Origin of the sequence: Ralstonia pickettii, from assembly GCF_000607165.1 — a bacterium.
GTDB lineage: Bacteria > Pseudomonadota > Gammaproteobacteria > Burkholderiales > Burkholderiaceae > Ralstonia > Ralstonia holmesii.
In genome coordinates this window covers 797,821-824,160 of the sequence record NZ_JFZG01000024.1, presented here as the reverse complement: position 1 = coordinate 824,160, position 26,340 = coordinate 797,821, and the positions used below count along the sequence as shown (strand labels likewise).

Genomic DNA, 26,340 nt, shown 5'->3' with positions numbered 1-26,340 from the left:
CGTGCATTGCGATCGTCTGGTCGTCCAACTCAGCCGAAAAGCTGCGCTGGACTAGCGTTTTCCACGATAGAGGCGCATCGGTGGGCGCAGTAACGTGGAGATGGGTTCCCCATGGAGACCGCCATGTTTACCCATATCCTCCTGCCGACCGACGGCTCCGAGCAATGCCGCAAGGCCATCGACGGCGCGCTCAAGCTGGCGCACGCCACCGGGTGCCGCCTCACCGCCTACACATGCATTGAAGAATTCCCCAACATGGCCTATTCGGCCGGCGTGGGCGAGTGTCCGCATGCGCACTACATGGAAACGGTGCAGGGCTACGCGAAGGACTGCATCGACCGCATTGCAGAGCGCGCCCGCGAAGAAGGCGTGCAGTTCGACAGCGATGTAACGCAGTTTGCCGAGCCCTATCTGGGCATCCTCGATGCGGCAAAGCGGCACGCGTGCGACGTCATCTTCATGGCATCGCACGGGCACCGCAGCCTGATGGGGCGACTGTTGATCGGCAACGAGACGCGCAAGGTGTTGACCTACGCGCACGTACCGGTGGTGGTCTACCGCTAGGAATCCGTTCACGGGCCGTCCGCTGCGGACAGAGAACCGATTCCCTATCTTTGGGCCAGTCCTGAATTACATCATCGGCACCGGTTCCGGCCCGCCTTCGCCGGACTCGAGTTCCGCCACGCGCTGGGCTTCACGCTCGCCCACCTGCTTGCGCTGTTCGGGCGTGAGCACCTGCATGATCTTGGCGCCGGCCTGCGCGCGCAGTTGCGCTTCGCGGGCAACGGCGCGGCCCAGCGATTCAGTCAGGCTGCGCGCACGCGCTTCGTCATACTGACCCGAAGCCACCATCTGATGCAGATCGCGGCGCGCATGCTCGATGGCCTTGCGCTGCTCTCGCGCTTCGGGCATCTGTGCATATTCGATGGCGAAGATCTTGTCGCGCTGCTCTTCGCTCAGTTTCAGGCCACGCAGAAAGGGCGCGCCGCCATGATGCGGGCCCATGCCACGTGGGCCGCCTGGGCCCATGCCTGGCCCGCGCTCCATCATGCCCGGACCATGTGGTGACATGGGTGGCATGGGCGAGAGCGGAACGGCGCCGGGGCCGGCGGTCTGGGCCAACGCGGCGCACGAAAGCAAAAGTCCGGCGGCAATACCGGCCACGCGGGAAGTCACAGCGGTCATGTTGAGGCTCCTCATGAGATCGTCGGCCGAACACGCCGGCCATACGTTCACTGTAGCCATCGGCCCTGCACGAAAGGTGGGCAAACAGAGGAGTTTTCTTGAACCTCAGGCGTCGAGCCTGTAACCCACGCCATAGACGGAATGGATCATCTCGGTACCCGGGCTCACCTGTTCCATCTTGCGGCGCAGGTTCTTGATGTGGGTATCGACCGTGCGGTCGGTCACGATGCGATGGTCGTCATAGATCTGCTCGAGCAGGTTCGAGCGCGACAGAATGCGCCCCGGTGCGCCCGCCAGCGCAGCGAGCAGACGAAATTCCACCGGCGTGAGGTCCAGGCGCTGGCCGCGCAGCGTGGCGGCATAGGCGGCGCCGTCGATCTGCAAGGCGCTCTCCGGCATGCCGCCACCGCGCTGTACGCGGCGCAGGATGGTCTTGATGCGCGCCACCAGTTCGCGCGGGCTGAATGGCTTGCAAACGTAGTCGTCAGCGCCAAGCTCAAGGCCGAGCAAGCGGTCGATTTCTTCCACGCGCGCCGTCACCATGACGATGGGCACCTCGCTGAACGCGCGCACCTCGCGGCAGATCTCCAGGCCGTCCTTGCCGGGCAGCATCAGGTCGAGCAGCACGAGTTCGGGCGCGGTCTCACGAATGCGCTGCGCTGCATGCGTGCCATCGGCCAGCCACTCGGTCTCGTAGTGAGCGGCGCGCAGATAGTCGGTCATCAATGCGGCCAGCTTGGGTTCGTCTTCAATGATCAGAATCATGGTCGGCTAGCGGATCAAGCACATCAAGAATAGGCAGGCGAATGGCGATCCACAGCCCGCCCTGCGGCGAATGTCTGGCTTCAATGGTGCCGCCGTGTGCGGCGATGATGGTCTGGCACAGGCTCAGGCCCAGGCCAGCCCCGCCCTGCGCCCGGCTGCGTGAGGCATCAACGCGGAACAGGCGATCGAAGATGCGCGGCAGCATCGCCTCGGGCACACCCGGCGCGCTGTCCTGCACGTCGATCTGCTGCCAGTCACCGTCCTGATGCACATGCACACGCAGCGTGCCGCCGGCATCGGTATAGCGCAGCGTGTTCTCCAGCAGGTTCTGCATGACCTGCCGCAGACGCTGCGCGTCGCCCTTGACCATCGTTTCCTGCGACGGCGCCTCCGGCATGTCCAGTTGCAACGCGATGCTCTTTTCCATCAGGCGCGGCGTAAAGCCCTGCACGGCACTGCACACGGTATCGGCCAAATCCAGCGGCTCCATGTGGAAAGCGAGCGCGCCCACATCGGCCAGCGAGAGTTCGTACAAGTCGTCGATGAGCTTGCTGAGCGTCGACACCTCCGCCTGCAATGACGCGAGCGAGGTGGCCGTCAGCGGGCGCACGCCGTCTTCCAGTGCTTCCAGTTCACCGCGCAGCACGGCCAGTGGCGTGCGCAGTTCGTGCGAGATGTCCGCCGTGAGCTGACGCCGCATCTTCTGGTTGGCCTCCAGCGACGCGGCAAGGTGGTTGAAATCCGCCGCGAGCCCGCCGAGTTCATCGCGCGAATGCACGTCGACACGGGTGGCGTAGTCGCCGTCGGCCATGCGGCGTGCGGCATCCGTCAGCCGGCGCATCGGAGCCAGCAGGCCGCGTGCGAGCAGCACCGCCACCAACGCCGCCAGCAGAACCGACAGCCCCGCGATGATCCATGTGGCGCGCAACTGCTGCGCTTGGAATGCCTGGTCGGCGCCTTCGGGCACACGCACGCGCGGCGGCATGGCGAGCCAGCCGACGGTCTGGCCGTTGTGGCGCAGTTCCTGCCATCGTGCGTTCGGCCCGAGGGGCGGCCCGTCGCCAATGATGACGTTGCGCTGCGCATCAAGCAGCCAGATCGGCGAGTGCGGGATCGGCGGCTCGCTGGGCGGGTGCGGCGGCATGCTCCCTGCCGGAGGCGGGCCGGGCGGCGGCGGCATGTCTCTGTCGATGCCGCGGTCCGGGCCGGGCGGGAGTGTATCGAAGCGATGACCTGGTGGCAGGTCGAAGCGGTCGCCGCCCATGCCATTGGCTCGGGCCCGGGCGCCTTCGCGGCGCAGCAGGCGGAACCACGCCGTGCGATCGTCGCGCAGGAAATCCCAGTTGCCGTGCTGCGTGTAGGCGGCCTCCACACCCTGCGCGAGCGCGGCCATGCGCTCGGATTCGCGCGCGTTCACGTAGTCGAGAAAGTTGGCGTCAAAGCGCCAGCGCACCGCCGCGCCCATGGCGAGCGCAACAACGATGCTCAGCATGAACAACGCAACGAACAGCTTGGAGGTAATACCGAAAGACGGGCGCATGGATCAGTCAGGGGCTGCCGGGCACCACTAGCGGAAGCGGTTCCCGCGCTGCCCGGCAGCAGGCACGGCCTCATCTTACCGGGCGTGCTGCCGCAGAAAGCGCCAGCATACCAACCGCCTGCGCGCAAAAAATGAGCGAAATGCGAAGAAAGCGTATGCTGCTGCCACGCTGCACACCCATGGATTCGCGTATCCCCTCACAAGGAACCGCCCTTGCCCAGCCGGCCGGCCAACCTCGCGTTTTCGATGCATCGCTGCGCCATGCGCGGCGTGGAAGCCGTCGCCGCAGACTCCGGCCACACCTTCCCGCGCCACACGCATGGCCAGTTCGGCATCGGCATCGTTGATCGCGGGGCGCAGAGATCATTCAGCGGACGCGGCACGGTAGAAGCCGGCGCAGGCGACGTCATCACGGTCAATCCGTTTGAAGTGCACGATGGCACACCCATCGGCGATGCCGGCCGCGCATGGCGCATGCTTTACCTCGACCCCGGCGTGGTCGCCGAGTTGGCGACGGACCTGCACCCCGGCCACTACGGCGACGCTGAGTTTGACCGCCCTGTCATCCACGACGCAGACCTCGCCCCCCGCATGCGCCTGCTGTTTGCGCAGATGACGGTGCCCGCCGCTCAAAGCGATGCACTGCTGCGCGAGCAGCTGCTGCTGTCCGTACTGGCAGACGCGCTGCACGCCGCCAACGACCGCACCAACCACCACACTGACACAGCCCCCGACGCCATCCGGCTTGCCCGAACCCGCATCGATGACGACCCGGCGGCGGCCATCTCCCTGCTCGACCTCGCACAGGAAACAGGTTTGAGCCGCTTCCAGGTATTGCGCGGCTTTGCCCGCGTGACCGGCCTCACGCCTCACGCCTATCAGGTACAACGGCGCGTGGCCCTGGCGCGCCGCCTGATCGCCCAAGGCGAGCCGCTGGCGGAAGTGGCAGCCGCATGCGGTTTTGCCGATCAAAGCCACATGACGCGGCAGTTCGTCCGCAAGTACGGCGTGTCGCCGGGCATGGTCGCGGCGGCGCGCTAGCCGCATCCTCCCCCCGCTGCAATTTCGTTCAAGACGCGCGCATCGCGCGGGCCCATCCTGCGGCTTCCACACACGCAGGATGCGATATGTCCAAACGACTCGAAGGTTGTTTCTACCTTGCCCTGGCGATGGTGCTGGTGGGCAGCACCGTGGCGGCCAGCAAGATCATCGCGGCGGGCCTGCCGCCATTTACGGCGACAGCGTTGCGCTTTGCGATGGCGCTACCGCTATTCCTGCTCATCATGCGTATGACCCGCACGCGCTGGCCCGTGCTCGCACGCAGGGAGTGGGCCCTGCTTTTCGTGCAGGCGGCTGCCGGCAGCGTGGGCTATACGACGCTGCTCATTTCGGGGCTGCGGCACACGTCAGCGGCAGATGCGGGGGTCATCATCGGCACGCTACCGGTGATGTCGGCGCTGATCGCCATCGTGCTGCTGGGCGAACGGCCCGGGCGCGCGGTGCTGGGAGCGATTGCGCTGGCCACCGCCGGCGTGCTGGCCATCGCCCTGCAGCCGCGCGGAGACGCGACACATCCGCTGCTGGGCAATGTACTGGTGATGGGCGCAGTGGTGTGCGAGGGACTTTTCATCCTGCTTAACAAGCGGCTGCGCACGCCGGTGCCACCGCTTGCGCTGTCGGCATTGATGAGTGCATTCGGTTTGCTGACTGCGCTGCTGCCCACGCTGTGGGAAGCGCCGTGGCAGTTGCACGCATCGGCGCAGGCAACGCACGCGCTGATGGCCGTGGCGTATTACGCCATCGTGCCGACCGTCGGTGGTTTTGTGCTCTGGTATGCCGGGGCCGCACGCGTGAGCGGTGCAGAGGCTTCGTTGTTTACCGCGCTGGCACCTGTGGCAGCCATGGCATTTGCAGCAACGCTGCTCGGCGAGGCCGTCAGCACGCGCCAGGTCGGTGGCATTGCTTGCGTGCTGGCAGCGGTGCTCAGCCTTGGCTTGGCGCGTGCGCCACGGCCAGCAATATCGACGACGTCTTAGGCTTCCGCCTCGGGTGCCGTCACATCTTCCATGCGCTCGATGCGCACGCGCACGATGCGGCGGCTGCCAGCTTCAAGGATCACGAAACGCAGGTCGTGGCGCACCAGCGTATCGCCCACCTCGGGCAGGCGATCCCATTGATTGAAGAGGTAGCCGCCCAGGCTCGTGGCGCTGCCGCCTTCGTCAAGCAGCCAGTCGACATGCAGCACATCTTCGAGCCGGCGCAGGTCAGCCTCGCCGGCCACTTCCCAGCAGCCATCGCTGACTTCCACCACGCCCGGGCGTTCGTCTTCATCGGGGAATTCACCGGCAATGGCTTCGAGCACGTCGATGGGCGTCACTACGCCCTGCACGACATCCAGCGAATCCGTCACCAACATCATGCGGCCGCGTGCGCGCTTGAGCTTATCCATCAGGCGCAGGATGCCGACGTTGTCCGACACCTTGAGCGCAGGCTTGACGCTGCGCTCCACGTCGATGGCACCGCGCGTGTCGAGGTCGCCCATCAGGTCTTTGGCGCGCGCCACGCCAACCAGGTCATCCAGCCCGCCGCGGCACACCGGAAACTGGTTATGCGGCACAGCCAGCAACAGTTTGCGCGTGATGGACACGTCGGCATCCAGATCCACCCACGAAATATCGTGGCGCGGCGTCATGATCGAGCGCACCGAGCGCTCGGCCAGGTCCAGCACGCCGCTGACCATGCTGCGCTCTTCCGGGCGGAACACGGTCTCGGGCACGGACTGGCCAGCGTCGTGCGAGGCGGCCTCGTGCGATTCGGACTCTGCCGGCGCGCCACGGCGGTCGCCCAGCAGGCTCAGCACCGCATCGGCGGTGCGCTCGCGCAACGGGCGGCGACGATCGTAGCGCACGGTATTGTGCTGGGCCACCTGGTTGAAGAACTCGATCAGGATGGAGAAGCCGATGGCCGCATACAGATAGCCCTTCGGAATATGAAAGCCCAGGCCCTCGGCAACGAGCGAGAAGCCGATCATCAGCAGGAAGCTCAGGCACAACACCACCACCGTGCGATGCGCGTTGACGAACTCCGTCAGCGGGCGCGAGGCAAACAGCATGGCGCCCATGGCAATCACCACGGCCGTCATCATCACCGGCAAATCGTTGACCATGCCCACGGCGGTGATGACGGAGTCGATGGAGAACACCGCATCGAGAATCACCACCTGCGCGATCACATTCCAGAACTTGCCGTGACCGGTGCCATGGCTTTCGTCCTGCGGCTCGCCGTCCAGACGCTCATGCAGCTCGGAGGTGGCCTTGAACAGCAGGAAGAAACCGCCCAGCAGCAGGATGATTGACCGGCCCGACAGATCGACCGGCCCAAGCGTGAGCAGCGGCTTGGTGAGCCCGATCAGCCACGACATAGCGGCCAGCAGCACCATGCGCATCAGCAGGGCGAGGCCTAGCCCGATCATCCGGGCACGGTCGCGCAGCACTGGCGGCAGCTTGTTGACCAGGATGGCGATGAAAACGAGGTTGTCGATGCCGAGAACAATCTCGAGCACCACCAGGGTGAACAGGCCGATCCAGATGGACGGGTCAGCAAGCCAGGTCATAGCGGGAAATGGAAGACAGCAAAAAGACGATCCGCCGATGATAACCGCAGCGCACGCACCGCCCTGCGCGAATCCCGCGTTGGGTGTTGCAACAAACGGGCCGCGGGGCTTGGAGCCGGCGGTTCAGCGCTGTGCAACCCGGCTGCCGCCTTGGGCGCCGGATTGCGTTGTGCGCACGGGGCGGTAGCCGTCGGTCAGCGTCTTCAGGAAGGCAACGATGTCGCGCACGTCGCCCTCGGACAGCACGGGCTTGTCGCCGGGCTTGCCGCCGAACGGCGGCTCCATGTTGACGTTGGCGCGGTATTGGGGCGGCAGGTCATCAAACTTGTCGACCGTGCCGTCTGCCTTGCGCGGATACCACTTCTGCGGCTGCGTATCGCGCTGGGCATAGAAGCGCACCGCGTCTTCCAGCGAATGGATGGCGCCGTTGTGGAAGAACGTCTTGCGCAGCGCCACGTTGCGCAACGAGGGCGTGCGGAAGCGGCCGCAATAGTCGGCGCGGTCCTTCAGGTCGGTCCGATCGGGCCCGCACAGGCCCAGATCGAAGAACTTCGGGTCAGCATTGGCCGCCAGCGTGCGGTTGCGAGGAACGCCCACGGCAATGTGCCCGAAATCGGTGAAGGCCGGGAACGCACCGTCCTGCTTGATGGCGCTCACGTGGCACGAGGCGCAATTGCCTTTGGCCGGATCGCTGAATGCCTGCAGCCCGCGCATTTCCTGCGGAGACAGCTTCACCTGCTTGCGCAAAAACGCGTCGTATTTGCTGTCATACGGATAGAACTCGGACGGCGTTTCCTGGAAGACCTCCAGCACCATCAGTGCTGCGCGGAAGGCAGTGTCTTCGTTGTCGAGGATGTCGTTGCCGAATACCTGGCGGAATGTCTGCGCGTGGCGGCCACTGCGCAGCTTGGCCACGACCCCGGCCGGCGTGCCGTTGGCCATCTCATGCCCCGACAGCAGCGGAATACGCGCCTGGTCGTGCGTGGACGACACGCGGCCATCCCACGTGTAGCCGCCGGTCGGGCCCTGGTCTTCAGAGTCGTTGCCGTCGCTCTCGTAAAAGTGTTCGGAGAACGGCGGCACATTCTGCAGATAGCGCAGCGATGGTGCGGCACGCACGCCGGTCTTGTTCATGCCCGTGCCGCCAAGCTGCACCGACAGATCGTTCGGCGGGCCATAGGCATGCGTGGGGCTGTGGCAGCTTGCGCAGGCCTGTTTGCCCGAGGCAGACATGGCCGGATCGAAGAACAGCGCCTTGCCCAATGCCGTCATCGCCGGAACCGATGGGCGTCGCGTCGCCATCATTGTGTAGAAGGCTTTTTCGTAAGCGGGCGTCGCTGGCGACTTGACGGCCGGTGCTGATGCCGTCGATGCCGCCACTACCGGCGCCGTTGCTGCATGCGCCACCGCGACTTCGCCGCGCCCGCACCCGCTCCAGCCAGCAGCCAGCCCGACAAACGCAAGCGCAGAAACGGCGATCACGCGAACAGTTGCAGCAGGCAGAAGGCGGCGCATTGGCGATAGGCGAAATTTTGGGAGCCTTGCAACTTAGCATGGCTCCCATGACACTTTGATGTCGTCAAATGTGTGTCACGTCAGCCCTTGGAGAGGTCCCATGGTGGCAAATGTCTTCAAACGTTCGGTGGTGCCCCTGCTCATCCTGATGACGCTCATCACGCTGAACTGGAGCGAAATCGGTGCCACACCTGCGTTTTCATCATCAACTTGTCACACACGAAGCACAGACTCCCGCTCGCTTTCGTCCCCCACACAACAATCCAGGGAAATCATGAGCCGAGCGCTTCGTCTTTTGCCGCTGACCGCGTTGGTTGCGGCCAGCATGTCTGCCTGTGGTGGCAGTGATTCGAGCAGCAATGCCTCCGCGTCCACCTCGGGCGTGGTGACCGGCAGCTACTTCGAGCATGCCAAGGTCTGTATCGACGCCAACAACAACGGCAAGTGCGATTCGGGTGAAACCAGCACCTATACCGATGCGAACGGCGCCTACACGCTGGCAGGCTCGGGCGCCATCACCGTGGAAATCGGTACGGACGCCTTCCGCAACGATCCGGACAAGGGCACGCACACGGCCATCACGCAGCCACTGGTGTTCCGTGCACCGGCCGGCGCCAACGGTGTTGTCAGCGCCATCTCGACCGAACTGGCTGTGCTGATGGACAGCAACGGCGGCGACATCAACGCTGCCAAGACGGCACTCGCCGCACGCCTTGGCGTGACGATCGACAAGCTGCTGGAAGACCACAACAAGGAAACCGACGCCGGCACCAAGGCTGCGCTGCAGGCTGAAATCGACCAGGCCATCGCCCTGATCGCCGACGCCGTTGCCAACGGCGGCGACATCGGCAAGACCATCCGTGACGGCGTGGCAAAGCGCATGGCGCTGACCAACAACGTCAAGACGATCGTGGTGATCTACGCAGAAAACCGCGGCTTCGATAACCTGTACGGCCTGTTCCCGGGCGCCAATGGCATCCCCGGTGTGAACCCGACCTCGACGGGCACCGCCGTTGCGCAGAAAGACTTCGATGGCTCCGTGCTGCCGACGCTGCCGCCCACCTGGGGTGGCGTGACCGCAGCCGGCCAAAGCGTGCAGATCACGCAGGCCTCCACGGCCAACATGCCCAACCAGATGTTCCAGATCGACAGCCCGTCGGGCTTCGGCAGCACGGGCACGGTCGTCGGCCAGAACGTCATCACGCGCGACCTCTGGCACCGCTTCTATCAGAACCAGATGCAGATCAACGGCGGCAAGAACGACAAGTTCGCCGCCTTTGCCGACGCCGGCGGCCTGACCATGGGCTACTACGACGGCAGCAAGATGACCATGTGGAACATCGCCAAGCAATACACGCTGGCGGATAACTTCTTCATGGGCGCATTCGGCGGTTCGTTCCTGAACCACCAGTACCTGATCTGCGCGTGCGCACCGATCTATCCGAACGCCGCAAACTCGCCGGCCTCGGGCAGCATCGCCTCGGTTACGACCGATGCAAACGGCTCACCCACGCTCACCCCGAGCGCCAGCTCGGTCATGGCGGGTGCCCCGACGTCGTACACCGGCGGCACGAAGGACGGCAACCTGACACCGGTCGACAGCAACGGCAACTCGTACGCCGTCAACACGATGCAGCCGCCGTACCAGCCGTCGGGTAACGCCGTCGCCAGCGGCAACACGGCCTACGCCGACCCCACCAAGGCTACCACCATGCCGAAGCAGTCGAACACCAACATCGGTGATCTGCTGACGGCCCGTGGCGTGGACTGGGCCTGGTACGCCGGCGCCTGGAACGCGGCCCTTGCCGACGCCCCGAACACCACGCGCAGCGTGATCTACAGCGGCTCGATCCAGTTCCAGCCGCACCACCAGCCGTTCAACTACTTCAGCCGCTTCGACCCAGCCACGACCACCGGCGCTGCTGAGCGTGCGGCCCACCTGCGCGACTACGACGCCGCCTTCCTGCAAGACGCAGCCGCAGGCAAGCTGCCCGCCGTCACGTTCTACAAGCCGCAAGGCAACCTGAACCAGCACCCGGGCTATGCCAACGTGGCTGACGGCGACGCACACATCGCCAACGTGATCGCCCAACTGCAGAAGAGCCCGCAGTGGAAGAACATGGTGATCGTCGTGACGTATGACGAAAACGGTGGCTTCTACGACCACGCCACGGTGCCGAAGGCTGACCGCTGGGGCCCGGGCACGCGTATCCCGGCGATCGTTGTCTCGCCGTTTGCCAAGAAGGGCTTCGTTGACCACACCCAGTACGACACGGCTTCGGTCCTGCGTCTGATCACGCACCGCTTCGACCTGCCGACGCTGCCGGGTATCAAGCAACGTGACGAGGCGCTCGTCTCCAACGGCAACAAGCCGATGGGCGACCTGACCAACGCGCTGGACTTCACGCAGGCGCAATAACACTGCAGCGCAGTCCTCACGAAAAAAGGCGGCCCGGAGAAATCCTGGCCGCCTTTTTCTTTAACCGCTATTTGCCCTTCTTCTTGCCGGCGGGCTTTTCGCTCTCCAGCGTTTCGAGCCGCATCCCCACCTTGATCGTCACCTGCCAGTGGGCGATTCTGCCGTCGACCAGGTGGCCGCGTGTTTCCAGCACCTCAAACCAGTCCAGATGCTTGAGGGTCTCGCCCGCGCGCGCGATGGCGTTGCGGACGGCTGCATCGCTGGAATCGGGTGAAGAACCGACCAGCTCGATCATCTTGTAGGTATGGGAACCCATATCGCCTCCTTGTTGGCATGGTTGGAACGTCGGCAGGGTGCCTGCAAGGCGCGAGGTGCATGCGATTGGCATGCGATGCGCGCGCCATGGCACTTACCAGAATGGCACCTGTCTCCGCGCCTTGATAGCCCGGATTTGCACGGGGCCCAAAAATCCTGGCGGTTAATTGCGTTTACAAAATTGACAAATCTCGTCAACGGACCGACGCATGGCGTCAAACCCGCCCGCATGTCGAGCGCCTGACCGGCGTTGAGGTGCCACTTTTCGGGCGGCCGCACGGCATGTCCAGGCCAAACGGAGCTGGTACGGAACCTGCGTTGGGGTGTATACCCGTTTTCCCCGAAGAGGAGGCGCCATGCGCCACCCCGAACAACAAGCCCCCGCTTCATACTCGCCGCTGTCTGCCGTGCCGCCCACGCCGCCGGCCACGCAGGAAACCGCGCGACTGGTCGCTGAGACCATCCCTTTCAATCTCGAGCGCGGCGGCCGAAGCATCGAAGCCACCTATTCGACCCGCAACGGCATCGTCACGGTCAAATACCGGGGCAAGACGCTGTCCACATATTCCCCGCAGAGTGACAAGGCCGACTACAAGGCGGTCGCACGCCAGTTGCTCAGCGTCATGCTGACCATCTGAGCGGCGCCGCACCTTCCATCAATGCCGGGCCTTGGCCGAGCTGTGCGCAGGGCGGCCGAACTCGGCACGCAGTGCATCCTTGGCACGCTCCAGAATCCGGCGCCGCCCGACGCTGAGGTTGTCCCCCGCCCGATTGATATAGAACGTCAGCATTGACATGGCCGACTGGAATGCCGTCCCCTTGCGCCGCCGGCTGTGCTCGGCCGATGCCTTGAGCGACGCCGCAATCCGCGCGGGGCTGCGCGACTTGAAAATGTCGGGTTCGATGTCCAGCGCGTCGCTGGTCTCCATCACCTGGTGCGACCAGCGCTGGGGCTTCGGCTTGGCCTTCGATGATTGGGCGGGCGCCGGCTTTGAGCTGGCGTGGTGCGTGGCCATGATGAAATCTCCTGTAATGACGTACCGGCAGTTCCGCAAGCCACGTACCCGCGCGGGCGGCTATAAAGGGGCGACTTCCGTTACGATGACGGACGCTTCACGCTTCTTTTCCGCCTCCTTCATTGATCGCCGGATTCCGGCGCACATCCAACGTGTCTGGCGACGCTGGTCTTTCCCCCACCTCCTCTTCCGCATCCGCGCAAACGCTGTCGCATGCGCCGTTCGCCTACCCCGCCTTCAGGCTGTTCTGGTTCGCCCGGCTGTCCACCACCTTCGCGTATCAGATGTTCGGGGTGGCCGTTGGCTGGCAGATCTACGACCTGACGCGCAGCGCCTATGTGCTGGGGCTGGTCGGGCTGGCGCAGTTCCTACCGTCGGTGGTGCTGGTGCTGGCCTCCGGCCATATTGCGGACCGCTACGACCGGCGGTACGTCGTGCGTGCCTGTCAGGCCATCGAAGCCCTGGTGGCACTCTCGCTGGCTGTCCTGGCGGCCAACGGGCACGCCGGTGTGCAACCGATCTTCCTGTGCGTGGTGGTGATTGGCGCGATGCGCGCGTTCGAGACGCCGACGCTGCAAGCCCTATTGCCGACGCTGGTGCCACTGCAGGCATTGCCGCGCGCGGTGGCGCTGTCCAGCTCGGCCGGGCAGACCGGCGTCATCCTGGGGCCGGCGCTGGGCGGCTTTCTGTACGTGGCCGGCGCGCCAGTGGTGTATGCCACGGCAGCTGGGCTGTTCTTGCTCGCGCACGTGTTGCTGGCGCTGGTGCGGATGGAGCGCGCGGTGCCCGTCAGCACGCCGGTGAGCCTCCAATCGCTGTTCGCGGGCATCTCATTCATCAAGGGGCGGCCAGTGGTGCTGGGCGCCATCTCGCTCGACCTGTTTGCCGTGTTGCTGGGGGGCGCGACGGCGCTGCTGCCGATCTACGCGCGCGACATCCTGGGCACAGGCGCATGGGGGCTGGGCCTGCTGCGCTCGGCGCCGGCCGTGGGAGCGCTGGGCATGGCGCTCTTCCTGGCGCACCGTCCGCTGGATCGGCATGTTGGCCGGGTGATGTTTGCTGCCGTGGCGGTGTTCGGGTTGGCGACGCTGGTGTTCGGGGTGTCGCGCTGGCTGCCGCTGTCGATGCTGGCGCTGGTGCTGCTGGGCGCGTCGGACATGATCAGCGTGGTGATCCGGACGTCGCTGGTGCAGCTCGATACGCCCGATGCCATGCGCGGGCGCGTGAGCGCGGTCAATTCAGTGTTCGTGGGCGCGTCCAACCAGTTGGGCGAATTCGAATCGGGCATGTTGGCCGGGCTGCTGGGGCCAGTGGCCTCGGTGGTGATTGGCGGCCTTGGCACGCTGTTGGTGGTGGCAGTCTGGATGCGGCTGTTCCCCGCCCTGACGCACCGCAACCGCATGCGCGATCCGCACCCCGAGCATGCGGGGCACCCCTCGTCAGGGGGATAACCCCGCGGGCCCGCGCCGCGACTGGCCCGGGCAAGAATGGGGCACTGTCTTGCACGCGTGTCAGCGAAACCCCGATGGCATCTGCGGTGGCCAATTCGTATCCTGAGTCACCTTTGGCTGCTTTGTTCTCCGCCCGGTATTGCGCCCGACTGTGACGTCCATCCTGCCCCCATCGTCCCGCCCGTCGGACACGCGCGCTGCCGGCCCTGCCCGGTTGCCGGACCCTGGGCCCTTCAGCACCAGCGGGTTTACCGTGACACCGGCCATTCGCCCATCGGCATGGCTGGTGGCGGTGGGTGTGGCCGCCGTCGGCACCATCGGACGGGTGCTGCTCGAATCGGCGATGGGCATCCATCTGCCGTTCTACCTCGCTTTTCCGGTGGTGACGATTGCGGCGTGGTACGGCGGGTTCTGGCCGGGCATGCTGGCCATCGTCTCCTATGCGGGGCTGTTCATGGGACTGGCCGCGCTGCAAAGCTGGCCCGCCGCTGTGCCCCTCACGCCGATCCAGATGACGGTATTTGGGGTGGGCGCACTGCTTATCTGCGGCTTGTGCGAGCAGTTGCGCCGCGCCCGCGCCGGGGCCGAACGCCGCGCACGGGCTGAAACCCAGCAGCGCCTGTCGCAGCAACGCCTGCTGGCCGCGCTGCAGGCCTCGCCCATTTCGCTCTACGACGTCGACAACACGATGCACTTCACGTGGGTGCACAACCCCGTGTTCGGCCTTCAGCCCGAACAGCTGTTGGGGCGGACGGTGCGCGAAGTGTTCGGCCGCCGCGCCGCATCGCGCCTGACCGAGGCCGGCCAGCGCGTCATCGCAACCGGCACGCCTACGCGCGTGGAGTTCGCGTTCCGTCGGCGCCATACGCAGCGCGTGGTCTACGACGTGGTGGTCATGCCGCTGCGCGACGACACCGGCGAGATCATCGGTCTGACCAACGCCGTGATCGACATCAGCGAGCGCCGCCAGGCCGAGGCCCGCCGCACGCAGTTGCTCGAAGCCGAATCCCGCGCCCGCGAAGAAGCCGAGCGTGCCAGCCGCCTGAAAGACGATTTCCTGGCGACGGTCAGCCACGAGCTGCGCACGCCGCTCAATGCGGTGCTGGGCTGGGCGCAATTGCTGAACATGCGCGCCTACGATGAAGCGATGTTCAAGCGCGGCATTGAAGCCATCGAGCGCAGCGCCCGCACGCAAGTCCACCTGATCGACGACTTGCTCGACATGTCGGCCATCCTCTCGGGCAAGGTCCCGCTGGAGATCGGACCCGTGGACCTGGCCGATGTGCTGGAACGCGCGCGCGAGACCATCGAGCCCATGGCGCGCCAGAAGAACATCACCATCGATACCGAATTCCTGCCCGTGCCCATGCTGCAAGGCGATGCCGGGCGCCTGAAGCAGGTGTTCTGGAACCTGCTGGCCAACGCCGTCAAGTTCACGCCCGAGGGCGGGCACATCCGGCTCTCGGTGCACCCGTCGCCCGAAGGCGTGGTCGCCACCGTACGCGACACCGGCATCGGCATCGAGCCGGCCTTCCTGCCGCATATTTTTGACCGCTTCCAGCAGGCGGATCTGTCCAGCACGCGCCGCCACGGCGGGCTCGGCCTGGGGCTGGCGATTGCCAAGCAACTCGTCGAGCTGCACCACGGCCGCATCACCGCGGCAAGCAGCGGCGCGGACCGTGGCACCACCATGGCCGTGTCGTTGCCGCTGCACGCCGCGCAGCCGGGCGAACAGGCCAACCGCACGCCGGGCCTGGTCGCAGGTACGGGCATGCCGACGCTGGATGGCATTCGCGTGCTGGCGGTGGATGACAACCCCGAATCGCTCGGCGTGATCGCCCTGATGCTGGAGCGCTACGGCGCCGAGGTTGTCACCGTATCCAGCGGAGCCGCCGCGCTCGATGCGCTGGAACATGCAGTCGCCAACGCCTACCCGTTCGACGCGCTGGTCAGCGACCTCGCCATGCCCGGCATGGACGGCATGCAGTTGGTGCGGGCCGTGCGCGAACGCGGTTTGACCGACCTGCCCGCCATTGCCGTGACGGCTTTCGCCGACCCGATCCGCCTGAAGGCAGCGAAGGAAGCCGGTTATCAATCCGTCATCACGAAGCCGATCTTCCCGGGCGAGCTGGGCCACGTGCTGGCCGCCAATGTGCATCGCAAGACCGGGCCTGAGACGCTGGTGTGACACATCGGCAACCATGCCTTGACGGAATGGTTGACCGAACAAAAGTCATTGGCGCAAGTGGCGGCGCATCCGCATACTCGTCACTCTGTGCCGATCGGTGGGCATCTCTCCCCTAGCAGTTGCCAGCACCGGCTCACTCGATCGGCCAGCTTGCCCTTCCCCTCAGCCGCGTTCGCGGTTGTCTGCCGTATCCATAAGAACGCCTGAATCCTCCCTGCCCATCTGGGCTGCGCTGGCATTCCGGGCTCAGAGAGGAGACTGCATCGCCATGCTTATCCGTTCGCTTCCCATGCTGTTGTCTGCCGTTGCGCTCGGCATTTCCGCGCAGGCCGTTGCCAAAAACGCGCCCAAGGCGACTACCCAGACCATCGCCGTAGCCGGCCTGTCAAAACCCGCCGACATCCTGATCGACCGCTGGGGCGTGCCGCATATCTACGCCAAGAGCGAAGACGATGGCTTCTTCGCCCAAGGCTTCAACGCGGCGCGAGACCGCCTGTTCCAGATCGACTTGTGGCGCCGCCGGGGCCTGGGGCAACTTTCGGAAGTGTTCGGGCCGGCCTATGTCGAGCAGGATCGCGCGACGCGGCTGTTTCTCTATCGCGGTGAAATGCAGGTCGAATGGAATCACTACAGCCCCGATGCGCAGCGCATTGCCACGCGCTTCGTTGCCGGCATCAACGCGTATGTCGACTGGCTGGCCAAGCATCCGGAGCAGATACCGCTCGAGTTCCGCAAGCTGAACTACACGCCCGCGCACTGGGCGCCGGAAGACGTGGTGCGCATCCGCAGCCACGGGCTGACGCGCAATCTGCAATCGGAAGTCGCTCGCGCCAACGTGGCGTGCAAGGCCAACCTTGCTGACGACACCATCCGCTTCGGCCTCCAGCCTGCCTGGCAAACCCAGTTGCCCGAAGGCCTGGACCCGTGCCTGCCGAAGGATCTGCTGAAGGTCTTCACGCTCGCCACGCAGGGCGTGCGTCTCACGCCTGAATCGCTCAAGGGCGTAGACGTCGACAGCACGCGCGTGGCCGCCGCCGCCAACCTTGAAGAGACCATGGAGGGCAGCAACAACTGGGTCATCGCGCCGGGCAAATCCACCACCGGCCGCGCCGTGATGGCCAACGACCCGCACCGCGCGTATTCGGCACCGAGCCTGCGCTACATCGCCCACGTCAGCACACCTACGCTCGACATCATCGGCGCCGGAGAACCATCGCTGCCGGCCGTATCGATCGGGCATAACGGGCACGTCGCGTTCGGCCTGACCATCTTCAACATCGACCAGGAAGACCTTTACGTCTACGAGTTGAACCCGGCCAACAACAGCGAATACCGCTACAACGGCGGCTGGGAGCCCTTCACCGTGCTGCATGAAACCGTGAAGGTGCGCGGCGGTGAATCCCACCCCGTCGACTTGACGTTCACGCGCCACGGCCCTGTCATCTACATCGATGCCGAGAAGCACCGCGCGTATGCCGTGCGCTCGGCATGGCTGTCGCCGGGCATGTCACCGTATTTCGGCTCGGTGGGCTACATGCGCGCACGCACCTTCGCGCAGTTCAAGCAATCCATGATGAACTGGGGCGCCCCCACCGAAAACCAGGTCTATGCCGACACGAAGGGCAACATCGGCTGGGTGCCGGGCGGCCTCGCCCCGATCCGCCCGAACTGGGACGGCCTGCTGCCCGTACCCGGTGACGGCCGCTACGAATGGGCCGGCTTCTGGCGCGGCGATCAACTGCCCAGCACCTACAACCCGAAGTCAGGCTACTTCACCTCGTCCAACGAGATGAACCTGCCGCCGGATTACCCGTACCGCGAGCGGAAACTGGGCTTTGAGTGGACCAACGGCTCACGCCACGCACGCATTGACGAAGTGCTGGCCAAGATGGACAAGGTGTCGATCGAAGATTCGATGCGCCTGCAGAACGACATGGTGTCGATCCCGGCGCGCAGGCTGATGGCACTGCTGTCGCCGCTATCGTCCAACGACGCCGACACGCAGGCCGCGCTCAATCTGTTCAAGGGTTGGAACGCAACCATGCTGGCGGATTCGCCGCAGGCCGCGCTGCATGAGGTCTGGTTCACGCACCATCTGGGCCGCGCGTTCAAGAACGCCGTGCTCTCCAAGGCGGGCGCCGAGGCGATGGCCGCGCCCGATACCGCCGTCATGCTCGACACGCTCGAACACCCGCAAGGCAGCGAACGCAAATTTGGCGAAGACCCGCAGCAAGCCGCCGCCAAGCGCGATGCCGTGCTGCTCGACAGCCTGAAGCTGGCGTGGAACGATATGGTCAGGCGCCAGGGCCCGAACCCTCAAGCGTGGAACTGGGGCCAGTTGCACCACAATCTGAACGCCCATCCGTTCGCCGCCATCGTCGACGAAGCCACGCGCGCCAAGCTCAACGTCGGCCCCACGCCCGAAGGCGGCAGCCCCTACACGCCCAACCAATCGACATATCGCGCGACCGATTTCCTGCAGACCAACGGCCCATCGTTCCGCACGGTGGTGGACGTCGGTAATTGGGACAACTCGCGCGCCGTCAACCTGCCCGGCCAGTCCGGTGACCCCGACAGCCCGCACTACCGCGACCTGGCCCCCCTGTGGCTCAAGGGCGAATACTTCCCGCTGCTGTATTCGCGCAAGGCGGTGGAAGCGGCGACCGAGTCGCGAGTGCATCTGGTGCCGGCCAAGTAAGCACACGACGCACAAAAGAGAAACGCCACCGCAAACAATGCGGTGGCGTTTCTCTTTACCCAACAGGTTCGCATGGCACGAACACAGGCACACGAGGGTTTGGCCGTACCCTGCCCTATGCGGCGCCTTGAATTTTTGTGAGCGGGCGGAAAAAGGAAGGAGGCTTGTCTGAGCGCAGCGAGTTTGCCTCCTTCCCCGCACGGTCACATAAATTCAAGGAATCTGTCGCCGCATCGGGCGCGCCTTTCTTTGCTTACTTTCTTTGGCAAGACAAAGAAAGTGAGTCAGCCCCGGCAGGGGATGAAACACAAAGCCCACCCGCAACGCCCATTCAAGCAGCCTGAACCGAGGCCAACGCCGCCCGCACCACCTCCGCCCGAGGAATCGGCGCAACCGCGCTATACCCAGTCGTAGAAATCGCCGCAGCCACATTCGCATACCGCGCCGCCTCTACCGGCGAATCCCCCGCCACGATCCGCGCCACGAACGACCCGCCAAAGCAATCGCCCGCGCCGGTCGCGTCAATCGCATTGACGGTGTGACGCGGCACCAGCGTGCGCGACTCGGGCGTGGCCACGTAGCAGCCTTCCGCGCCCATCTTGAGCGCCACCAGCTTCACGCCCCAGCCGAGCAGCGTATCGACAATGCCATCGCGGTCATGGCAGTCGAGCAGTACCGTCACATCGTCCCAACTCGGCAGACACAGATCGCACGTGCGCATCGCTTCCTGCATCACGGCGCGTGCACGCGCGAGCGGCCACAGGCGCAAGCGCAGGTTAGTGTCGAACGACACCAGCACACCCGACGCCCGCGCATGCGCCATCGCCGCCAAACCCGCGTCGCAGGCCGTATCGCTGATGGCGAGGCTGATGCCCGACAGGTGAAACGCCTTGGCTGCCGCAATCGCCTGCAGCGGCAGTTGCGTCGTCTGGAAGCGGCTCGCAGCCGAGCCCGCGCGCAGATAGTCGAAGTGGTGGCCGCGCGCATCGTGCGACACGAAGTACAGGCCCGTGGGCGCCTGCGTATCGGTGTGCACGTAGGTGTGGTCCACGCCCTCGTCCTGCCATAGCGCGCGCAGCGCCTGGCCGAATCGATCGGCGCCCACCGCGCTGATATAGCCGGTGCGTGCGCCCTGACGTGCCGCCGCAATGCAGAAGTTCGACGTATCGCCGCCGAAGCCGAAATTCCACGACGTGCTGCCGGAATCCGCCTGGTTGAACTCGATCAGCGCTTCGCCGTAGGCGAGGATGTCTGCCATGGGCGCTCTCGCTCAGAAGTAGGTCTGCACAACGTCGACCACGTTGTACGCATCGTCAACCACCGAAATCTGGCGCCACTTGTCGAACGTCAGGCACGGGTGCGAGATATCGAAGGCGATCATGTCGCCCACCTTGATGTCATCGCCGGGGGCGATCTTCAGGTAGGCATGCTGATCCATCATGCCGGTAACTTCCCAGTGCGCGGGCGTAGCTGAAGGCGTCTTGTCACCCGGGCGGAAATGCAGCACCGGCAGCGGCAGGCCGGCGTCGAATGCAGCGTCACGTTTGCCCATTGCGATGATGGCGCGTTCAGCCTCAGGCACGGATTGCACATAGGCCCAAAGCTGGAGCGCCGGCAGCAGGCTCGAACGCATCTTGTGCGCGATCGGGTTGTTGGCGTCGATACGGGCCTGCGCCGCGCGGTAGATGCCCACGTCGTGCGTCAGGTAGCAGCCCGGACGCAGCACGACATCCAGCGGCTGGCCGATATTGGCCTTGGCGAACTCTTCGGCCACCACGTCGTACCAGGCCGACCCCGCGCCGGTCAGCACGGCCGGCGTGCGTTGCAGGCGACCCGCCTTCGCCAGATCCCCCATCACCTTCACGGCGCGCTGCAGGAAGCCACGGATATCGGCCTCTTCCTTGATCACGCCCTCATAGACTTCAACGCCTGCGAGCTTGACGGCGCTGTTAGCACGCGTAAGCGCGTCGAGCACCGATTGCAGTTGCGCGTCATCACGCACGCCGGTGCGGCCGCCCTGCACGCCCAGCTCGATCAGAACTTGGATCGAACGGCCGACCTTGCCGAAGAAGGCGGCAAGCTGGTCGACCTGATCCGCCGCATCCACAAGGCAGAAGAACTCGAACGTCGGGTCGGCCAGCAGCTCAGCCAGGATGCCCATGTTGCGCTTGCCGAGCAACTGGTTGGCCATCAGGACGCGGCGCACGCCGTGGGCATAAGCAACGCGCGTCTGGTGCGCCGTTGCCAGCGTAATGCCCCATGCACCGCCGGCCAGCTGGCGCTGGAACAGGCGCGGGGCCATCGTGGTCTTGCCGTGCGGCGCGAGCTTGGCACCGTATTCGCTCACGAAGCGCTGCATCCAGGCCAGGTTGTGCTCCACGCGCGATTGCGAGAGCACCGCCGCGGGCAGGTTCAGGTCTTCGTTCAACACATTCCAACGCTGGGCAGCAATCTGCTCCGGCGCGCATGCGGTTTCCAACGCACCCAAGCCCTTGTCGAGCGGGTTGACGACGGCGTTGGCGTCTCCTTGGTACTTTGTATCACTCATGGGAATCGATTCGCGTTCCTTTGGGGGTAAACATCGGGTTGACACAATGATAGCGGCGAAATTATTCTCCCGGCCAGCCTGTTACAAAGTACCAAAGCACTCTCCAAGCCGCTATCCGGACGACTACCGGGGGCCAGACCAGAATGCGAGACCCTAAGCCCGACCTCATGCGTGAACCGATGGACATCGTGACCCGACTCTCCCAGCGCGCCGCAGAACTGCGCCCCGCCGAGCAGAAGGTCGCGCAGACGGTCTTGAGCGACATTGCCGAAGCCGCCGCCGGCAGCATCCAGACGCTGGCCGAACGCGCCGGCGTGAGTGAGGCCAGCGTCACCCGCTTTGCCAAGGCGATGGGTTGCCGCGACGTGCGTGAACTCAAGCTCAAGCTAGCGCAGGCGGCCGCAGTCGGCCAGCGCTTTCTGGATGGCGGCGCAGACCGCCCGCCCTCCAGCGCCGACGGCATCCTGGCCGACATCAGCAATGTGCTGGAGGCCAACCGCGCGCTGGTGCAGCCCGAGGCGTTCCGCGCCGCGGCAGTGGCGCTGGTGGCGGCGCGCATGATTGCCGTATTCGGCATGGGTGGCGGCTCGACCACCATGGCCGATGAAATGCGCTACCGCCTCGCCCGCCTGGGACGGCCGGTCACCACCTATCATGATTCGATGCTGCAGCGGATGGTCGCAGCCACGCTCAGCCCAGACGATGTGGTGGTCGTGTTTTCCGTCACCGGGCACGTGCCAGAGGTGATCGACAGCGTGACCATCGCGCGCGAGTACGGCGCCAAGATCGTCGCCATTACAGCCATCGGCTCGCCGCTGGCGGCGCTGGCCGATGTCTTGCTGCCGATCCAGGCCATGGAAACCGATTTCATCTTCAAGCCGTCGTCATCGCGCTACGCCATGATGATGATGATCGACCTGCTGGCCACCGAGGTCGCACTGCAGCAGGCCGATCGCAGCAAGGAGCTCTTACGGCGCATCAAGTACGTGCTCGATGCGCATCGCGGCGGCGGCAATCGCCAGCCGCTCGGGGATTGAGCAGGAGCAGCACATGCAGCAGTACGACACTGTCATCCGTCAGGTCCGCATTGTGGACGGCAGCGGCCACGAACCCGAGGCCACGCTGTTCGACGTGGCCATCACCGACGGCCGCATCGCCGCCATCGCCACATCCGACTCCACCGCCTGGCTGGGGGATGCGGAAATCGCCGGCGAAGGCCGCGTCCTCGCCCCCGGCTTCATCGACGTGCATACGCACGACGACACCAACGTGATCCGCACGCCCGACATGCTTTGCAAGGTGTCGCAGGGCATTACGACGGTCATCGTGGGGAACTGCGGCATCAGCGCGTCGCCCGCTACGCTGAAGGGCGAACCGCCCGACCCGATGAACCTGCTCGGGCCCGCCAGCGCATTTGCGTACCCGACCTTCGCGTCGTACGTGGATGCCGTGGAGCGCGCCAAGCCGGCGGTGAACGTCGCCGCGCTGGTCGGCCACACGGCGCTGCGCAACAACCACCTGGACCGCCTCGACCGCCCCGCCACTCCTGATGAAGTCGAGGGCATGCGCACACAACTGCGCGAGGCGCTCGACCACGGCGCGCTGGGCCTGTCGACCGGTCTGGCCTACGCCAACGCCTTTGCGTCGACCACCGAGGAAGTGATGGGTCTGGCGGAGCCGCTGGCCGAGGCCGGCGCCATCTACACGACGCATCTACGTACCGAATTTGCCGCGATTCTGGATGCGATGGACGAGGCGTATCGCATCGGCAAGCATGCGCGCGTGCCCATCGTGATCTCGCACCTGAAGTGCGCGGGCGCCGCCAACTGGGGCCGTGCCGGCGAAGTGCTGGAATCGATCGAAGGTGCGCAGCGCTATCAGCCCGTAGGGTGCGACTGCTATCCGTACACCGCAAGCTCGTCCACGCTTGACCTCAAGCAGGTGACGGACGAATTCGACATCTTCATCACGTGGTCGGAGCCCGAGCCCGGCATGGCCGGACAGACGCTCAAGGAGATCGCCGCCGCGTGGGGCACCGACCTGATGGACGCCGCGCGCCGCCTGCAGCCGGCCGGCGCCGTGTACCACAACATGTCCGCGCAGGATCTGGACCGCATCATCACCCACCCTGCCACGGTGATCGGCTCCGACGGCCTGCCGAACGATCCGAAACCGCATCCGCGCCTATGGGGCGCCTTTCCGCGCGTGCTGGGGTACTACAGCCGCGAGCGCAAGCTGCTCTCGCTCGCGGCCGCCATCCGCAAGATGACAGGCCAGTCCGCCGAGCGCTTCGGCCTGACCGAACGCGGCCTGGTGCGCGAGGGCTATTGGGCGGATCTCGTTTTGTTCGATCCCGAAACGGTGCGCGATGTCGCCACCTTTACCGACCCGCAGCAACCCGCGGCGGGTATTGCGGCAGTGTGGGTCAACGGCCATCTGTCATATCAGGGTGGTGCCGCGCAGCCCGCGGTACAGACACCCGGCGCGGGGCGCTTTCTCAAGCGCGGGCCGCGTGCGCAGGCAGTTGCGGCCACCGAAGTCCACTGAAATCCGAGTTTGTTTGAGAGTTTTGAAAGAAGGAACGTAGCGATGACGATTACCCGAATTGGCGTTGAAGGCGGCACCGGCACCGGTGGCCAGCACCTGCCCTTTGCCCGCGCGGCCGGCGCAGACGGCTGGCTGTTTGTCTCGGGCCAGACGCCCATGGTGAATGGCGAGGTGGTCGGCAGCGGCATCGTCGAGCAATCGCACCAGACCATCAAGAACGTGCTCGCCATCCTGGCCGAAGCGGGCTACGGCCCCGAACACGTCGTGCGCTGCGGTGTGTGGCTGGATGATCCGCGCGACTTCCAGTCGTTCAACAAGGTGTTCAAGGAGTACTTCGGCGCCAACCCGCCCGCACGTGCGTGCGTGGTGTCGAGCATGGTGATCGACTGCAAGGTTGAAGTCGATTGCGTGGCCTACAAGAAGCCGTAACGCGCAATACAAGCGCAGTTCAAAACGGGCGCCCGCACAACGGCGCGCCCACGACAACAAGAGCCGTGAATATCCCTGAGGAGGAAACCCGATGGTCCCGATGCAAGGCAACTCGCTATTGCTGACCGCCGCGCTGGCGGTGGTTGCGCTGATCTACCTGATTGCTGTCCAGAAACTGAACCCGTTCGTCACGCTGATCGTCGTCTCGCTCGCGCTGGGCGTGGTGGTCGGTATGCCGATGGGCAATATCGTCAAAGCGTTCGAAACCGGCGTGGGCGGCACGCTCGGCCACATTGCACTGGTGGTGGGCCTGGGGACGATGCTCGGCAAGATGATGGCGGAATCCGGGGGTGCCGAGCGCATCGCCAAAACGCTCATCAGTGCCTTTGGCGAGAAGAACGCGCACTGGGCCATGATGGTCGTGGCGTTCATCATCGGTTTGCCGGTGTTCTTTGAAGTCGGTTTCGTGCTGCTGATCCCGATCGCCTTCAACGTGGCCAAGCGCACGGGCACGCCGATCCTGATGGTCGGCCTGCCGATGGTGGCCGGCCTGTCGGTGGTGCACGGTCTGATCCCCCCGCACCCGGCCGCGCTGCTGGCGGTGACGGCTTACCAGGCCGACATCGGCAAGACCATCATGTATGCGCTGATCGTCGGCCTGCCGACGGCCATTCTGGCCGGTCCGCTGTGGGCAATGCTGGTCTCGCGCTACGTCAAGCCGGACGAGAACAACCCGCTGGCCGCGCAGTTTGTTGAAGCCGACCAGAAGCGCGAACTGCCGGGCTTTGGCGTGACGCTGTTCACGATCCTGCTGCCGGTGGTGCTGATGCTGATCGGTAGCTGGGCCGACCTGATCGCCGCGCCCAAGACGCTGGCGAACGACATTCTCAAGCTGGCAGGCAACTCGGTGATGGCCCTGCTGATTGCTGCCATCGTGAGCTTCTACACGTTCGGCAAGGCACGCGGCTTCAACCGCGAGACCATCCTCAAGTTCACCAACGAGTGCCTGGCACCGATCGCCACGATCACGCTGGTGGTGGGCGCGGGCGGCGGTTTCGGCCAGATCCTGCGTGACTCGGGCGTGTCGAAGGCCATCGTGGCTGTCGCCACCGATGCCCATCTGTCGCCGCTGCTGCTGGGCTGGGTGGTGGCTGTGCTGATCCGTATCGCCACGGGTTCGGCCACTGTTGCAATGACGACCGCCTGCGGCATCGTGGCCCCGATCGCCGCCGCTTCGGGCGCCGCCGTCAAGCCGGAGCTGATGGTGCTGGCCACCGGCGCCGGGTCGCTGATCCTGTCGCACGTGAACGACGGCGGCTTCTGGCTGGTGAAAGAGTATTTCAACCTGACCGTGCCGCAGACCTTCAAGACATGGACGGTGCTGGAAACCATCATCTCGATCGTCGCGCTGCTGCTCACGCTTGCGCTGGCGACCGTCGTTTAAGCTTGTTCCGTTGAAGTTGATCTAGGAGAACGTTGTGGGTATCGATTCCGTCGTCAAGGCCGGCCCGGTCATCCCGGTGCTGCAGTTCCAATCTGTCGATGAAGGCGTCAAGGTGTGCCGCGCGCTGTACGAGGGCGGTATCCGCACGTTCGAGATCACGATGCGCACGCCGGTGGCGCTGGATGTGATCCGTGCGGTGGTGAATGACCTGGGCAGCGATGCCATCGTCGGTGCCGGCACGCTCACGCGGCCGGAGCATTTCCAGCAGGCGAAGGATGCCGGTGCGGTGTTCGCGGTGTCGCCAGGCATTACGCCCATGTTGGCCGTGGCACAAGCCAAGACAGAACTGGACTGGCTGCCGGGCATCGCTACGCCGTCCGAGCTGATCCTGGCACTGGAGTTCGGCCTGAACACGCTCAAGTTCTTCCCGGCCGAAGCGGCGGGCGGCATCCCGATGCTCAAGTCGATCTACGGACCGTTCGGCGATGTGCGTTTCTGCCCAACCGGCGGCATCACGCCGCAAAGCGCGCCCGACTACCTCGCGCTGCCCAACGTGGTGTGCGTAGGCGGCTCGTGGATGGTGCCCAAGGACAAGGTCGCTGCCGGCGACTGGGCAGGCATCACGGCGCTCGCCAAGGAAGCGGCCGCGCTCAAGCGGTAAGTCAAC

General features: G+C 65.2%; 22 protein-coding genes. 13 read left to right on the top strand and 9 right to left on the bottom strand.

From position 1 onward, the window contains the following. Positions 1 to 123 precede the first annotated feature (123 nt). Positions 124 to 564: a universal stress protein gene (locus tag BG83_RS0121280; RefSeq protein ID WP_024978620.1), complete on the top strand. Its 441-nt coding sequence runs from the start codon at positions 124 to 126 to the stop codon at positions 562 to 564. 66 nt (positions 565 to 630) lie between these two features. Here BG83_RS0121280 and BG83_RS0121275 read toward each other — a convergent pair whose 3' ends face one another. The 3 genes from BG83_RS0121275 to BG83_RS0121265 form a co-directional block, all read right to left on the bottom strand. Further along, positions 631 to 1,185, bottom strand: a complete 555-nt coding sequence (locus BG83_RS0121275; RefSeq protein ID WP_024978619.1) for a Spy/CpxP family protein refolding chaperone — start codon at positions 1,183 to 1,185, stop codon at positions 631 to 633. A 105-nt stretch (positions 1,186 to 1,290) separates the two neighbouring features. Beyond that, positions 1,291 to 1,950, bottom strand: a complete 660-nt coding sequence (locus BG83_RS0121270; RefSeq protein WP_024978618.1) for a response regulator — start codon at positions 1,948 to 1,950, stop codon at positions 1,291 to 1,293. Next, the gene (locus BG83_RS0121265; RefSeq protein ID WP_024978617.1) at positions 1,934 to 3,490 is read right to left on the bottom strand and encodes an ATP-binding protein; all 1,557 of its coding nucleotides are present in this window, start codon (positions 3,488 to 3,490) and stop codon (positions 1,934 to 1,936) included. Before BG83_RS0121265 ends, BG83_RS0121270 begins: the two co-directional genes overlap by 17 nt. A gap of 261 nt (positions 3,491 to 3,751) precedes the next feature. On the opposite strand from BG83_RS0121265, the gene BG83_RS0121260 reads away from it, so the two are divergent. Together BG83_RS0121260 and BG83_RS0121255 are read left to right on the top strand one after the other, a co-directional pair. Beyond that, positions 3,752 to 4,531 (top strand): AraC family transcriptional regulator, encoded by a 780-nt coding sequence (locus tag BG83_RS0121260; RefSeq protein ID WP_024978616.1) that lies wholly within the window; start codon positions 3,752 to 3,754, stop codon positions 4,529 to 4,531. Between the two features lie 86 nt (positions 4,532 to 4,617). Then, a complete protein-coding gene (locus BG83_RS0121255; protein ID WP_024978615.1) occupies positions 4,618 to 5,526 on the top strand; it encodes a DMT family transporter in 909 nt (302 codons plus the stop codon). Here BG83_RS0121255 and BG83_RS0121250 read toward each other — a convergent pair. Further along, a complete protein-coding gene (locus tag BG83_RS0121250) occupies positions 5,523 to 7,103 on the bottom strand; it encodes a TerC family protein (RefSeq protein ID WP_024978614.1) in 1,581 nt (526 codons plus the stop codon). The two genes, BG83_RS0121255 and BG83_RS0121250, sit on opposite strands and share 4 nt — an antisense overlap. Before the next feature lie 123 nt (positions 7,104 to 7,226). Continuing rightward, positions 7,227 to 8,618 (bottom strand): cytochrome-c peroxidase, encoded by a 1,392-nt coding sequence (locus BG83_RS0121245; RefSeq protein WP_024978613.1) that lies wholly within the window; start codon positions 8,616 to 8,618, stop codon positions 7,227 to 7,229. 274 nt (positions 8,619 to 8,892) lie between these two features. On the opposite strand from BG83_RS0121245, the gene acpA reads away from it, so the two are divergent. Then, the gene (gene acpA / locus BG83_RS0121240) at positions 8,893 to 11,037 is read left to right on the top strand and encodes an acid phosphatase (protein ID WP_024978612.1); all 2,145 of its coding nucleotides are present in this window, start codon (positions 8,893 to 8,895) and stop codon (positions 11,035 to 11,037) included. A 67-nt stretch (positions 11,038 to 11,104) separates the two neighbouring features. Here the strand turns inward: acpA and BG83_RS0121235 are convergent, their stop codons facing one another. Further along, entirely contained in the window at positions 11,105 to 11,353 is a 249-nt protein-coding gene (locus BG83_RS0121235; RefSeq protein WP_024978611.1) for a dodecin, read from the bottom strand. Between the two features lie 355 nt (positions 11,354 to 11,708). On the opposite strand from BG83_RS0121235, the gene BG83_RS0121230 reads away from it, so the two are divergent. Beyond that, positions 11,709 to 11,990 (top strand): hypothetical protein, encoded by a 282-nt coding sequence (locus BG83_RS0121230; protein ID WP_024978610.1) that lies wholly within the window; start codon positions 11,709 to 11,711, stop codon positions 11,988 to 11,990. Between the two features lie 18 nt (positions 11,991 to 12,008). Here BG83_RS0121230 and BG83_RS0121225 read toward each other — a convergent pair whose 3' ends face one another. Beyond that, complete coding sequence (locus BG83_RS0121225; RefSeq protein WP_024978609.1) at positions 12,009 to 12,368, bottom strand: DUF3175 domain-containing protein; 360 nt, start codon at positions 12,366 to 12,368, stop codon at positions 12,009 to 12,011. Between the two features lie 152 nt (positions 12,369 to 12,520). On the opposite strand from BG83_RS0121225, the gene BG83_RS0121220 reads away from it, so the two are divergent. The 3 genes from BG83_RS0121220 to BG83_RS0121210 all read left to right on the top strand — a co-directional run bounded on the left by BG83_RS0121220 (position 12,521) and on the right by BG83_RS0121210 (position 18,705). Next, positions 12,521 to 13,819, top strand: a complete 1,299-nt coding sequence (locus BG83_RS0121220) for an MFS transporter (RefSeq protein WP_024978608.1) — start codon at positions 12,521 to 12,523, stop codon at positions 13,817 to 13,819. Between the two features lie 151 nt (positions 13,820 to 13,970). Further along, the gene (locus BG83_RS0121215) at positions 13,971 to 16,007 is read left to right on the top strand and encodes an ATP-binding protein (protein ID WP_419177614.1); all 2,037 of its coding nucleotides are present in this window, start codon (positions 13,971 to 13,973) and stop codon (positions 16,005 to 16,007) included. Positions 16,008 to 16,275: 268 nt separating this feature from the next. Then, the gene (locus BG83_RS0121210; protein WP_024978606.1) at positions 16,276 to 18,705 is read left to right on the top strand and encodes a penicillin acylase family protein; all 2,430 of its coding nucleotides are present in this window, start codon (positions 16,276 to 16,278) and stop codon (positions 18,703 to 18,705) included. Positions 18,706 to 19,036: 331 nt separating this feature from the next. On the opposite strand, the gene BG83_RS0121205 is transcribed toward BG83_RS0121210, so the two are convergent. Together BG83_RS0121205 and BG83_RS0121200 are read right to left on the bottom strand one after the other, a co-directional pair. Then, on the bottom strand, positions 19,037 to 19,963 hold the full coding sequence (locus BG83_RS0121205; protein WP_024978605.1) for a sugar kinase: 927 nt from the start codon (positions 19,961 to 19,963) through the stop codon (positions 19,037 to 19,039). A 12-nt stretch (positions 19,964 to 19,975) separates the two neighbouring features. Beyond that, a complete protein-coding gene (locus BG83_RS0121200; protein WP_024978604.1) occupies positions 19,976 to 21,253 on the bottom strand; it encodes an amino acid deaminase in 1,278 nt (425 codons plus the stop codon). A gap of 167 nt (positions 21,254 to 21,420) precedes the next feature. On the opposite strand from BG83_RS0121200, the gene BG83_RS0121195 reads away from it, so the two are divergent. From BG83_RS0121195 to BG83_RS0121175, 5 genes are all read left to right on the top strand, one after another. Continuing rightward, on the top strand, positions 21,421 to 22,290 hold the full coding sequence (locus tag BG83_RS0121195; RefSeq protein ID WP_024978603.1) for a MurR/RpiR family transcriptional regulator: 870 nt from the start codon (positions 21,421 to 21,423) through the stop codon (positions 22,288 to 22,290). Positions 22,291 to 22,303: 13 nt separating this feature from the next. Then, positions 22,304 to 23,800, top strand: coding sequence for a D-aminoacylase (locus BG83_RS0121190; RefSeq protein WP_024978602.1), 1,497 nt, complete (start codon positions 22,304 to 22,306; stop codon positions 23,798 to 23,800). A 42-nt stretch (positions 23,801 to 23,842) separates the two neighbouring features. After that, positions 23,843 to 24,229 (top strand): RidA family protein, encoded by a 387-nt coding sequence (locus BG83_RS0121185; protein ID WP_024978601.1) that lies wholly within the window; start codon positions 23,843 to 23,845, stop codon positions 24,227 to 24,229. Positions 24,230 to 24,320: 91 nt separating this feature from the next. Beyond that, on the top strand, positions 24,321 to 25,673 hold the full coding sequence (locus tag BG83_RS0121180) for a gluconate:H+ symporter (protein WP_024978600.1): 1,353 nt from the start codon (positions 24,321 to 24,323) through the stop codon (positions 25,671 to 25,673). Positions 25,674 to 25,707: 34 nt separating this feature from the next. Continuing rightward, complete coding sequence (locus BG83_RS0121175; protein WP_024978599.1) at positions 25,708 to 26,334, top strand: bifunctional 4-hydroxy-2-oxoglutarate aldolase/2-dehydro-3-deoxy-phosphogluconate aldolase; 627 nt, start codon at positions 25,708 to 25,710, stop codon at positions 26,332 to 26,334. The last annotated feature ends 6 nt before the right edge of the window (positions 26,335 to 26,340 follow it).